Here is a 12,811-nt window from a genome sequence, read left to right as displayed (position 1 = left end):
TTTTTTCATGGGGCAAGACCTGTCTTATTTCTTCTTCATCATGTCGAAGAATTCGGCATTGGTCTTGGTGGCGCGCATCTTGTCCAGGATGAATTCCATGGACTGCACTTCATCCATGTCGTGGATGAACTTGCGCAGCACCCAGACCTTTTGCAGCAGGTCAGGGGCGATCAGCAGTTCTTCGCGACGGGTGCCCGACTTGTTCAGGTTGATCGACGGGTAGACGCGCTTTTCAGCCAGACGGCGCTCAAGGTGGACTTCGGAGTTGCCCGTGCCCTTGAATTCTTCGTAGATGACTTCGTCCATGCGGCTGCCGGTTTCGATCAGCGCCGTACCCAGGATGGTCAGCGAACCGCCTTCTTCCAGGTTGCGGGCTGCGCCGAAGAAGCGCTTGGGGCGTTGCAGGGCGTTGGCGTCCACACCGCCGGTCAGCACCTTGCCGGAGGCCGGCACCACGGTGTTGTAGGCGCGGGCCAGACGGGTGATCGAGTCCAGCAAGATCACGACGTCTTTCTTCATTTCGACCAGGCGCTTGGCCTTTTCGATGACCATTTCAGCCACTTGCACGTGACGGGTAGCGGGTTCGTCGAAGGTCGACGCCACCACTTCGCCGCGCACCGTGCGTTGCATTTCGGTCACTTCTTCCGGGCGTTCGTCGACCAGCAGGACGATCATGACCGCGTCGGGGTAGTTGGTGGTGATGGCATGCGCAATGTGCTGCATCATCACCGTCTTGCCCGACTTGGGGCTGGCGACGATCAGGCCGCGCTGGCCCATGCCGATCGGGGCGAACACGTCCAGGATACGGCCGGTGAGGTTCTCTTCGCTCTTGATGTCGCGTTCAAGGCGCATCGTCCGGTTCGGGTGCAGCGGCGTCAGGTTCTCGAACATGATGCGATGCTTGATCGCTTCAGGCGCCACGCCGTTGACCTTGTCCACCTTGACCAGGGCGAAGTAGCGCTCGCCATCTTTCGGCGTACGGACTTCACCTTCGATCGAGTCGCCGGTGTGCAGGTTGAAACGGCGGATCTGCGACGGCGAGATGTAGATGTCGTCCGTGCTGGCCAGATACGAGGTCTCGGGCGAGCGCAGGAAACCGAAGCCATCGGGCAGGACTTCCAGGACGCCGTCGCCAAAGATCTGCTCGCCTTGCTTGGCGCGCCGTTTCATGATGGCGAACATCAGTTCCTGCTTGCGCAGGCGGTTGGCGTTCTCGATTTCCAGGCCAGCGGCCATTTCCAGCAGCTGCGAGACATGCAGCGCCTTCAGTTCGTTGAGGTGCATCGCGGTGATTGGTGGGGGAAAAGTAAAGGAGGGCTCTGGCGGCGCGCCACGGACGGGCTCGCGCGGTCTTGAATGAGCGCCGCCTCCAGGGCGGCGCCTTCGTTCACAGCACGCAGTTTACAACGCGCCGTCCAGGAATGCGGTGAGTTGCGACTTCGACAGCGCGCCAACTTTGGTGGCGGCGGCTTGGCCGTCTTTAAAGAGCATAAGGGTCGGGATGCCGCGGATGCCATATTTGGTGGCGGTACCCTGGTTTTCGTCCACGTTCAGCTTCGCGATCGTCAGGCGACCTGCGTACTCGGTGGCGACTTCTTCCAGGATCGGGGCAATCATCTTGCAGGGGCCACACCAGGCAGCCCAGTAGTCCACCAGCACCGGCTGGCCGGATTTCAACACATCGGCATCGAAGCTTGCGTCACTGACGTTCTTGATTTGGTCGCTCATGATGGTGATTCTCGGTTCGGCAGCAAAAGGCGCGTAAAAAGGGACGCGCCTTGCCGTTGTTCTTGTATGTGGAATGGATTAAAGCATACCACTGTCAATAACAACAGGCATACCACTGTTAATAACAACAGGGTTTGCTGGTTTTGTGTAGGATGTTGCGGCGCAGTCGTCGTGATCCGGGTGATTGAACCTTGGCGCGCTGGCTGTGACTGTCATCATCCTACCGAATTCGGAGCTGGTCAGGTCGTGCGCATCCTACCGGGAGCCGCGCAGAATCTAGGCTTATCCGTAAAATGTCGGTTTTTTTCCACAGATGTTGGGGATAACTTGGCCACTCCACGTTACACCGAGGCGTCCATTCGCGTCCTGAAGGGGCTGGAGCCCGTGCGCCAGCGCCCGGGCATGTACACCCGCACCGAAAACCCGCTGCACGTCGTGCAAGAGGTCATTGATAACGCCGCAGACGAGGCCCTGGCCGGCTACGGCAAACAGATACAGGTCACGCTGCACATTGACGGCAGCGTGTCCGTCGAGGACGACGGGCGGGGCATTCCCGTCGGCCTGCACCCCGAAGAAGGCGCTCCCGTCGTGGAGCTGGTCTTCACGCGCCTGCATGCAGGCGGCAAGTTCGACAAGGCGGGCGGCGGGGCCTATGCGTTTTCCGGCGGCCTGCACGGCGTGGGCGTGTCCGTTACCAATGCGCTGTCCACCCGGCTGGAAGTGGTGGTGTGGCGCGACGGCGCGGTCAGCCGCCTGGTCTTCAAGGGCGGTGATGTTGCCGAACCGCTGGCGCCGTACGACCAGGGCGGCCGCAAGAAGTCGGGCACCCGCGTGCGCGTCTGGCCGGACGCGAAATACTTCGACAGCCCCAACATTCCGTTGGGCGAGCTGACGCACTTGCTGCGCAGCAAGGCCGTGCTGCTGCCCGGCGTCAAGGTCACGCTGGTCAATGAGAAGTCCGGCGACACCAAGACCTGGCAATACCAGGACGGCCTGCGCGGCTATCTGGCCGAAGCGCTGACCGGCGCTGAACTGATGGTGCCGTTCTTCGAAGGCCAGCAGTACGCCGGCGCCGACCACGAGAACTTCGCCGAAGGCGAGGGCGCGCAATGGGTGGTGGCCTGGACCGAAGACAGCAACGCCGTGCGCGAGTCGTACGTCAACCTGATCCCGACGCCGGCCGGCGGGACCCACGAATCAGGGCTGCGCGAAGGCCTCTTCGGCGCGGTGAAGGGCTTTGCCGAATTGCACAGCCTGCTGCCCAAGGGCGTGAAGCTGCTGCCTGAAGACGTGTTTGCGCGCGCCAGCTTCGTGCTGTCGGCCAAGGTGCTTGACCCGCAATTCCAGGGTCAGATCAAAGAACGTCTGAACAGCCGCGACGCGGTGCGCCTGGTGGGCGGCTTTTCCAAGAGCGCGCTGGATCTCTGGCTGCACAGCAACGTCGAATACGGCAAGAAACTGGCTGAATTGGCGATCCGCCAAGCCCAGGCGCGCCAACGGTCCGCGCAAAAGGTCGAAAAGCGCAAGAGTTCGGGCGTGGCGGTGTTGCCCGGCAAGCTGACCGATTGCGAATCCAGCGACGCGACCCGCACCGAAGTCTTTCTGGTCGAGGGCGATTCAGCGGGCGGTTCCGCCAAGATGGGCCGAGACAAGGAATTCCAGGCCATCCTGCCGCTGCGAGGCAAGGTGCTGAATTCCTGGGAAGTGGATCGCGACCGTCTCTTCGCCAACAATGAAATCCATGACATTTCGGTCGCGATCGGCGTGGATCCGCACGGCCCCGGCGATACGCCGGACCTGTCGGGCCTGCGCTACGGCCGCATCTGCATCCTGTCCGACGCCGACGTCGACGGTTCGCACATCCAGGTGCTGCTGTTGACCTTGTTCTACAAGCACTTCCCCAAGCTGGTCGAAGCCGGGAACGTGTACGTGGCCAAGCCGCCGCTGTTCCGCCTGGACGTGCCGGCGCAGGGCAAGCGCCCGGCCCGCAAGATCTACTGCCTGGACGAAGGCGAGCTTGAAGCCGCGCAGGACAAACTGCGCAAGGAAGGCGTGCGGGAAGGCGCCTGGGCGGTCAGCCGCTTCAAGGGCCTGGGCGAAATGAATCCGGAGCAGTTGTGGGAAACCACGATGAACCCGGACACGCGCCGCTTGCTGCCTGTGGGCTATGGCGACCAGACCCCCGAAGACACCACCCGCATGTTCGACATGCTGATGGGCAAGGGGGAATCTTCGCAACGCCGCGCCTGGATCGAAGAAAAGGGCAACCTGGCGGAGCTGGATATCTGATGACGTCCGCCACGCCCGGCCAAGCCCGGATGACGGTCGACATGACCGCCGACGACTACGCGGAATTCGCGGCCTACGTGTACAAGCGGCCCGAATTGCGGCGTCGCCGGTACCGCTCCCACCTGCGTTTCGCGGTCCTGATGATCGTGGCCTTGCTGGCCTACCTGATCTGGCAGACCTGGGACGGCAAGGGGCCGGACTGGGGGCGGATACTGCCCGTGTACTTCGAGGGGCTGGCGGTGGGGCTGGGCATCCTGGCGCTGCTGGCGCTGGCCTACGAGTTCGCGCTGCCGCCGCTGGTCAGGATGAATACGCGGCGGATGCTGAAAAGGCAGCCGGACGACCTGTTCCTGGGCCGGCATCAGCTGGACTTCGGGGCCGAGGGCATCCTGGACACGACCGCCAGCGCCTCCGGGCGCATGGAATGGTCCGATATCCGCCGGGTTGAAGAAACCCCGCAGCATCTATACGTCATCCTGGGCACCTTGCAGGGCGTGATCATTCCCAAGCGCGGCCAGGACGCCGCTACGTTGGAGGCGGTGCGCGCCCAGTTGCGCGCGCATGTCGCCGACACGCAGCTGGCGCCGTCCGCTTGAGGCGCACTGACGCCGTTTCGATGAATTTGTCTACTTGAACCATCATGACCGACAGCAATCAACCCGGCTTATTCGACCCCACCCCGCCTGACGGCGATGGCGACGCCAACGCGGCCATCACGCTAGCGCGCTACGCCGAGCAGGCCTATCTGGACTACGCGGTTTCCGTTGTGCGCGGCCGCGCCTTGCCGGATGTCGGCGACGGGCAGAAGCCCGTGCAGCGCCGCATTCTGTTCGCCATGCAGGCCATGGGCCTTGCCGCGGGCGCCAAGCCCGTGAAGTCCGCGCGCGTCGTGGGCGACGTGCTCGGTAAGTACCACCCGCACGGCGACCAGGCCGCCTACGACGCCATGGTGCGCATGGCACAGGATTTTTCGCTGCGCTATCCGCTGATCGACGGCCAGGGCAACTTCGGTTCGCGCGACGGCGACAACGCCGCCGCGATGCGATACACCGAGGCCCGCCTGACGCCTATCGCCAAGCTCTTGCTGGACGAGCTGGACGAAGGCACCGTGGACTTCGTGCCCAACTACGACGGCAGCCAGCAAGAGCCGCAGATGCTGCCGGCCCGCTTGCCGGTGATGCTGCTGAATGGCGCGTCGGGCATCGCGGTCGGCATGGCCACCGAAATCCCGTCGCACAACTTGCGTGAAGTGGCCCAGGCCTGCGTGGCGCTGATCAAGCAGCCGCAATTGCCGGACGCGGAACTGCACGCCATGATCCCGGGCCCCGACTTCGCCGGCGGCGGCCAGATCATCACGCCCGCTGCGGATATCGCGCAGATCTACGGCGGGGGACGGGGCTCGCTGAAGGTGCGCGCGCGCTGGCAGTTCGAGGAAATGGCGCGCGGCCAATGGCAACTGGTGATCACCGAACTGCCGCCGGGCACGTCGGGCCAGAAGGTCTTGGAAGAGATCGAGGAAATCACCAACCCCAAGGTCAAGTCGGGCAAGAAGAGCCTGACGCCCGAGCAGACGCAGGCCAAGGCGGTCATGCTGAACCTGCTGGACGCCGTTCGCGATGAATCCGGCAAGGACGCCGCGGTGCGCCTCGTCTTCGAACCGAAGACCTCGCGCGTGGACCGCGACGAATTCGTCAACACGCTGCTGGCGCAAACCAGCATGGAAAGCAGTTCGTCGATCAACCTGGTGTGCATCGGCACCGATGGCCGGCCGCGCCAGAAAGGCCTGCGCGACATCCTGGTCGAATGGGTGGCATTCCGCACCAACACGGTCGTGCGCCGCACGCGTTTCCGCCTGGACAAGGTCACCGACCGTATCCACGTGCTGGAAGGCCGCATGCTGGTCTACCTGAACGTGGACGAAGTCATTCAGACGATCCGCGAATCCGACGAGCCCCGCGCCGCGCTGATGGAACGCTTCAAGCTGTCCGAGCGCCAGGCCGAGGACATCCTGGAAATGCGCTTGCGCCAACTGGCCCGTCTTGAAGGCTTCAAGATCGAGCAGGAATTGGCCGATAAGCGCAAGGACCAGATCTCGTTGCAAGAACTGCTGGACAATCCGACGACGCTCAAACGCCTGCTGATCAAGGAAATCGAGGCCGACGCCAAGCAGTATGGCGATGACCGCCGCACGCTGATCGAGACGGCCGAACGCGCCGTGCTGGAAACCAAGGTGCTGGACGAACCCGTCACCGTCGTCGTGTCGCAAAAGGGCTGGCTGCGCGCTCGCCAGGGCCATGGCCACGATGCCTCGCAATTCGGCTTCAAGCAGGGCGACGACCTGTACGGCGCCTTTGAATGCCGCACTACCGATACGCTGATCGCGATGGGCGACAACGGCCGGGTGTATTCCGTGCCGGTCGGCGGGCTGCCCTCGGCGCGTGGCGACGGCCAGCCGGTCACCACCATGATCGACCTGGAATCCGGCACGCGCATCGTGCATACCATCGCCGCGGCGCCGGATACGCGTTGGCTGCTGGCCACGCGTGGCGGCTACGGCTTTGCAGCGAAGCTGTCCGACATGGTCAGCCGCCAGCGCGCCGGCAAGCAGTTCATCACGCTGGAAGAGGGCGACCAAATGCTGCGCCCGGTGCCGCTGTTCGACGGCGCCACGCAGTTGGCGTTGCTGTCGGCCAAGGGCAAGTTCCTGGTCTTCGGCCTGGACGAGTGCAAGTCCCTGTCCGGCGGCGGACGCGGCACGATCCTGATGGGCCTGGATGCCTCGGACAAGTTGGACCAGACGGTGCCGATCGGCGCCCGTGGCCTGCGCGCCACGGGTATCTACCGCAATAAGGTGACCGAGGACATCCTGGTCGGCGACGCGCTGGCCCCCTATGTGGGCAAGCGCGCACGCAAGGGCCGCCAGTTGGATGTGCGCCCCAAGCAGCCAGTGTTGTCGCCCGTGCTGGGATGATGGCGCGTCGGAGGCGCAATCGGGCCTTCGCCGATTGCGCCGATGGGCGATAAGAAAGGGCGGGCCGGATGGCCCGCTTTTTTCTTGACTGGATTCCGCACATTGCTATTTAATAGATAGATCAGTCAGTCTATTAATAAGTGATGCGCAAAACCGATCCCATCAAACAGCAGGAACGTCGCCTCCACATCCTGGAGGCCGCGGCGCACTGCTTTGCCGAACACGGCTTCCATGCGACCTCGACCGCGCAGATCTGCAAACGGGCCGCGATGAGCCCGGGCAACCTTTTCCATTACTACGCCAGCAAGGCCGACATCATCGAAGCGCTGATCGCGTCCGACACCGACGACATCCGGTCGCGGATGCGGGCCGCGGGCGCAGCGCCGGATGCGTGCCAAGCGCTGCGGGAGTGGGTGGACGGGCAACTGGCGCTGTATCGGGATCCGGCGTTTGTGCGCCTGGGCATGGAAGTGCTGGCCGAGGCGGTGCGCAATCCCCGTGTACATGCGTTGGTGATGGCGAACGAGGCCGAGCGCAAGACCGGCCTGTTGACCTTGCTTGCGGCGGTCTGGAAAGGGCGGGAGGCCCCACGGCCGTTGGCGCAGATGGCGGACACGTTGTTGCTGCTGCTTGATGGGGTCTACAGCCGTTCGGTGGTGGACCCGGCTTTTGGCGCCGAGGCTGCCGCCAGTTTGCTGGACCAGGCGCTGGAACGCAGTCTGCCGCCCGCCACGGCACCGCGAGACCCCGCGCCACGCCGCGGCCAGGCGGCGAAGGGCCGCGCATGACCGCCGCCGCTCAATCCCATGCCGCCGCTGAACCTTCCGGCCGCCTGGCCCATGTGGACGCGCTGCGCGGCTTTGCGCTCTTTGGCATCCTGATCGTGAACATCGGCGTGTTCTCGTCGCCGTTCTATGGCGCGGGCATTACCGATCCGGCCTATTCCCGTCCGTTGGACGTGGTCGTGCGCTGGGTGATCGCATGGTTGTTCGAGACCAAGTTCTACCTGCTGTTTTCCTTCCTGTTCGGCTATAGCTTCACGTTGCAGATGGCGGCGGCCGAGCGCAGCCAGGCCGCCTTTGCGCCGCGCTTTCTGCGGCGCCTGGCCGGGCTGGCGTTGCTGGGTGCGGCGCATGCCGTGCTGTTCTATCAAGGCGACATCCTGCTGACCTATTCGTTGCTGGGCCTGGGGCTGCTGTGTTGCCGGCGGATGGCGCCCAAGCGCGCACTGCGCGCCGCGTTGTGGTTGATCGTGCTGGCCTCGGTGGCGTGGGCGATTCTGGGAGCCTTGAGTTTCCTGGATCCCGTGCCCGCCGGCTACCAGGCGCTATATAAAGCGGAAGCGCTGGCCTCTATCGAGGCCTACCGCGGCACCATCGCCACGACGATCGCGCAGCACATCCAGGAATTGACCGCGAGCGTCTGGTTCACGGTCCTGTTCGTGCAGGGCCCGTTCGTCTTTGCGATGTTCCTCGCGGGCTATGCGCTGGGTCGGCGCGAGGCGTTGGCGAATCCTTGGCGGCAGCCTCGCGTGCTGGGCCTGCTGTGCGCACTCGGATTGTTACCGGGGTTGGCCGGGTCGGCGTTGTACGCCACGTCGTCGCTACCGTTCGCCGGTGGTGCCTGGGAACTTCCGGGGTTGGCGGCGGACTTGCTGACCGCGCCGTTGCTCAGCATGTCTTACGCCGCCGCCTTCCTGCTGGCCCTGCGGACCAGGGCGCTTGGATTCGTCGGCGTCTGGCTGGCGCCGGCGGGCCGGATGGCGCTGACCAACTACCTGATGCAGTCGGTCGTTTGCGCTTTCCTGTTCACGGGCTGGGGCTTGCGGCTGTTCGCGTCGGTGTCGCCGCTGGCGGCCACCGGCATCGCGGTGGCCATTTTCGCGGCGCAACTGCCGTTGTCGGCCTGGTGGCTACGCCGGCATGCCTATGGCCCGGTGGAATGGTTCCTGCGCGCGCTTACCATCGGGACGTTGCCGCCCTGGCGGAGGGCGCGCGCGCAGTGATCAGGCCGATCGGGCACGCAGCCGCCCGATCGCGGCGCCGCCGTCTCGCCTGCCTTGCCGCATCCACATGCCGGCCAACAGCAGCAACGCGGGCAGGTAGACCCAATGGTCCGACCAGCGTCCCGGATTCGGCGCTTTGACCTCCAGCACGTCCCAGCCTTGCTCCCAGCCCGAGCGCTGGGCCCGGCTGCCGAACCGGACGCCGCCGATCTGTGTCTGGTCGCCCAGGCTCATCAGCGTCACACCGGCTTCGGCCAGGCGCCGGCGTCCGGCGTCTGGCGCGCCGGCGCCGGTTTCCAACGCCGGCAGGGCAACCGCGACGGTCTTGGTCAGCTCATCGCCTTCCAGGTTTATTCCGCGCAGCACCACGGTCAGGCGGCCGTTGTCCGGCAGCGCGCCGGCGATTGTCTGCATGTCGGCGGCGGGACGGCTTTCGTATTGTGGCGCAAGGTAGTCCATGAACCAGTCGGGACGGAACAGCATGAACGTCGCAAGCAGCAGCACGCCCACCTCGGTCCAGGTGCAGCGCGTGCGGAACCACCGCATGGTGGCCGCGGCAAAGGTCAGGGATGCCAACGTCGCGCCGGCCACGACCAGGGCCAATTCCCAGCCGTAGTCGACGTCAATCAGCAGCAGGGTCGGATTGAACACGAACATGAATGGCAGGATGGCGGTGCGCGCGGCGTAAGTGACCCCCTGGATGCCGGTCTTGATCGGATCTTCGCCCGATATCGCCGCCGCCGCGAACGTGGCCAGGCCCACCGGCGGCGTGATGTCGGCCATGATGCCGTAATAGAACACGAACATGTGCACCGCGATCAGCGGGATGACCAGGCCGTTTTGCGCGCCCAGTTCCACGACCACCGGCGCCATCAATGTCGCCATCAGGATGTAGTTCGCGGTTGTCGGCATGCCCAGGCCCAGGACCAGGCAGACCAGCGCGGTGAAGATCAGCATCAGCAGCACGTTGCCCATCGACACCAGTTCGACGAAGGCGGTCATGCGCAGGCCCAGGCCGGTCAACGTGATGGCACCGACGATCAGGCCGGCCGTGCCACACGCGATCGCGATGCCGATCATGTTGCGCGCGCCGTCCTGCAGGCCGCCGATGGCGTCACGCCAGCCCTGGCGCCATGCCGGGGCCGCGTCCTGCTTGCGGAACCAGGCGATCAGGGGGCGCTGGGTCACCATCTGGAACAGCATCGCCGTCGCAGCCCAGAAAGCGGAGAGGCCCGCGGACAGTTCCTCCACGCTCAGGCACCACACCAGGATGCCGATCGGGATCAGGAAATACAGCCCGGCGCGCACGGTGGGCCAAGGCTCGGGCCGCACGGGATGATTGACGTCGATGTCCTGCGGCAGGTCAGGATGCGCCGCGGCGACACGCAGCAGCCACAGGTAGAGCGCCGCCAGTATCGCAAGCAGCACCCAGATGGCCGCGGCGCCCGCCAGTGCCTGCACGCCGGTGCCTATCCAATAGGCCGCGCCCATCACCAGCAGCGTGCCGCTGATGCCCATGCCCCATCCCGCCAGCTTCTGCAGCGGCGTGCGGGCGGGCCCTGCGGCCATCATCGGCTGGATGCCCAACTTCAGCGCTTCAAGGTGGACGATGTAGAACAGCGCGATGTAGGAGATCGAGGCCGGCAGGATCGCGTGGCGGATGATGTCCGTGTAGGGGATGCCGACGTATTCGATCATCAGGAACGCGGCCGCGCCCATGACCGGCGGCATGATCTGGCCGTTGACGGATGACGCGGTTTCAATCGCGCCCGCCCGCACGCCGCCATAGCCGGCCTTCTTCATGAGGGGGATCGTGAAGATCCCGCCGGTGACCACATTGGCCACCGACGACGCCGACACCAGGCCGTTGACCGCGGATGACACGACGGCCACCTTGGCCGGTCCGCCTCGCAGATGGCCCAGCAGTGCAAACGAGACCTGCATCATGTAGTTGCCGGCGCCGCACTTGTCCAGCATCGACCCCAGCAGAACGAAGATGAAGATATACGACACCGACACACCCAGCGCAACGCCATACACGCCTTCGGTGGTCAGCCACATGTGCGACATCAGACGTTCGATCGATGCGCCGCGGTGGGCCAGCACATCAGGCAACCAGGGGCCCGCCAGCGCGTAGGCCACGAACACCAGTCCCAGCACGGTCATGGGCAGGCCGAGCGCGCGGCGCGTGACTTCCAGCAGCAGCGCCAGGCCAATGGCTGCGGTGGCCACGTCCATCGGCGTCGGCTGCCCGGGGCGGCCGGCCAATTCGTTATAGAAGACGTACAGATAGCTGCCGCAAAAGCCGGCGGCCAGCGCCAGGACCCAGTCATACCAGGGCATGCGGTCGCGCGCGGAGCGTTTGCTGGCCGGATACGCCAGATAGCCCAGGAACATCGCAACGCCCAGATGCAGCGCGCGCGCCTCGGTGTCGTTGAAGATGCCCCAATTGAACGAGAACGGCAGCGGCGACGCATACCAGAGTTGGAAAAAGGACCAGATCAGCGCGCCCGCGGCCAGCGTGGCGCCGGCGACACCGCCCACGTTGCGGCCGCCGCGGTCGGCGTCGGCGACAAGCTGTTCCAGGTCCGGGGCCGGCGTGTGCGGCTCTTTTGTCATGAAATTCCCCTACGTATCATGGCGCGCGCCGGCAGAGCGGCGCGCGATGAGTCCAGGCGCGTAGCGGACGCGCGCTGGCCAAAGGCCTTACAGCAGGCCCTTTTCCTTGAAGTACTTTTCAGCCCCGGGATGCAGCGGCGCCGACAAGCCGTTCTTCACCATGTCGGCCGGCTTCAGGTTGGCGAATGCCGGATGCAACTTCTTGAAGTCGTCGAAGTTGTCGAACACGGCCTTGACCACGGTGTAGACCGTGGCGTCCGGCACGTCGGCGGAGGTGACGAACGTCGCCGTGACGCCGTACGTCTTGGTTTCGGTGGGGTTGTTCGGATACAGCCCGGCCGGGATCGTGGCGTGGGCGTAGTAGGGGTACTTCTCAACCAGCTTGTCCACCGCCGGGCCGGTCAGCGAGACCAGCTTGGCGCCGCAGCTGGTGGTGGGGTCCTGGATGTTGGCCGACGGGTGGCCCACGCCATAGAAGAAGCCGTCGATCTTGCCATCGCATACGGCGGAGCCGTGCTCGTCGGGGCGCAGTTCCGAGGCCAGCGAGAAGTCCTTCAGCGTCCATCCCATCGTGGCCAACAGCTCCTCCATCGACGCGCGCGTGCCCGAGCCCGGGTTGCCGACGTTGAAGCGCTTGCCCTTCAAATCCTCGAAGCGCGTGATGTTCGCGTCTTTGCGGGTGACGACGGTGAAGGGTTCGGGGTGAAGAGAGAATACGGACCGCAACTTGGGATAGGGTCCGGCTTGCTTGAATTGGCCTTCGCCGTTGTAGGCGTTGAAGCCGACGTCGGATTGCACGACGCCCAGGTCAAGTTCGCCTGCCTTGATGGTGTTGGCGTTGAACACCGAGCCGCCGGTGGATTCCACCGAACAGCGGATCCCGTGCGTGGCGCGGTCCTTGTTGACCAGGCGGCAAATGGCGCCGCCCGCGGCATAGTAGACGCCGGTGACGCCGCCTGTGCCGATGCTGACGAACTTTTGTTGGGCGGCGGCGGGCGCCGACGCCATGGACAGCAATGCCGTGGCCAAGCCTGCCGCAGCAAGCGTCCAGGCGTTGCGATGGCCCAAGGGATGTTTGACGGACGTGGTCATGCAAACTCCTTATGGGGTTTTTCCCCGTGATTTGCCGGTCTTTGCCGGCGGTCGAGCCGCCCCGCGAGCCTGCGGGACGTCCTGTGCGAATCATCACGTGCCCGCAA

9 protein-coding genes are annotated in these 12,811 nt (G+C 64.8%); 5 read left to right on the top strand and 4 right to left on the bottom strand.

All coding sequences use genetic code 11. The annotated features are described in order from the left end of the window. Positions 1-24: 24 nt before the first annotated feature. Positions 25-1,284 carry a transcription termination factor Rho gene (gene rho / locus CQ050_RS27520; protein ID WP_006218533.1) on the bottom strand — a complete coding sequence of 420 codons (1,260 nt, stop codon included), beginning with the start codon at positions 1,282-1,284 and terminating at the stop codon, positions 25-27. A gap of 117 nt (positions 1,285-1,401) precedes the next feature. Then, complete coding sequence (trxA, locus tag CQ050_RS27515) at positions 1,402-1,728, bottom strand: thioredoxin TrxA (RefSeq protein WP_006218534.1); 327 nt, start codon at positions 1,726-1,728, stop codon at positions 1,402-1,404. A 327-nt stretch (positions 1,729-2,055) separates the two neighbouring features. Between trxA and parE the strand changes: the two genes are divergently transcribed. From parE to CQ050_RS27490, 5 genes are all read left to right on the top strand, one after another. Beyond that, positions 2,056-4,017 (top strand): DNA topoisomerase IV subunit B, encoded by a 1,962-nt coding sequence (gene parE / locus CQ050_RS27510; RefSeq protein WP_105560010.1) that lies wholly within the window; start codon positions 2,056-2,058, stop codon positions 4,015-4,017. Further along, positions 4,017-4,613 (top strand): YcxB family protein, encoded by a 597-nt coding sequence (locus CQ050_RS27505; RefSeq protein ID WP_105560009.1) that lies wholly within the window; start codon positions 4,017-4,019, stop codon positions 4,611-4,613. Before parE ends, CQ050_RS27505 begins: the two co-directional genes overlap by 1 nt. 44 nt (positions 4,614-4,657) lie before the next feature. Continuing rightward, positions 4,658-6,988, top strand: coding sequence for a DNA topoisomerase IV subunit A (gene parC, locus CQ050_RS27500; protein WP_105560008.1), 2,331 nt, complete (start codon positions 4,658-4,660; stop codon positions 6,986-6,988). 143 nt (positions 6,989-7,131) lie between these two features. Beyond that, positions 7,132-7,776, top strand: coding sequence for a TetR/AcrR family transcriptional regulator (locus CQ050_RS27495; protein WP_105560007.1), 645 nt, complete (start codon positions 7,132-7,134; stop codon positions 7,774-7,776). After that, positions 7,773-8,993 carry a DUF418 domain-containing protein gene (locus CQ050_RS27490; protein WP_105560006.1) on the top strand — a complete coding sequence of 407 codons (1,221 nt, stop codon included), beginning with the start codon at positions 7,773-7,775 and terminating at the stop codon, positions 8,991-8,993. The genes CQ050_RS27495 and CQ050_RS27490 overlap by 4 nt, the downstream gene beginning before the upstream one ends. Here CQ050_RS27490 and CQ050_RS27485 read toward each other — a convergent pair whose 3' ends face one another. Beyond that, on the bottom strand, positions 8,994-11,612 hold the full coding sequence (locus CQ050_RS27485) for a TRAP transporter fused permease subunit (protein WP_105560005.1): 2,619 nt from the start codon (positions 11,610-11,612) through the stop codon (positions 8,994-8,996). Positions 11,613-11,699: 87 nt separating this feature from the next. Beyond that, the gene (locus CQ050_RS27480; RefSeq protein ID WP_105560004.1) at positions 11,700-12,704 is read right to left on the bottom strand and encodes a TAXI family TRAP transporter solute-binding subunit; all 1,005 of its coding nucleotides are present in this window, start codon (positions 12,702-12,704) and stop codon (positions 11,700-11,702) included. Positions 12,705-12,811: the final 107 nt, after the last annotated feature.

This window comes from Achromobacter sp. MYb9 (genome assembly GCF_002975275.1).
Taxonomy (GTDB): Bacteria; Pseudomonadota; Gammaproteobacteria; order Burkholderiales; family Burkholderiaceae_B; genus Achromobacter.
The sequence above is the reverse complement of the archived record's forward strand: the minus strand, read 5'-3'. Positions and strand labels throughout refer to the sequence as shown.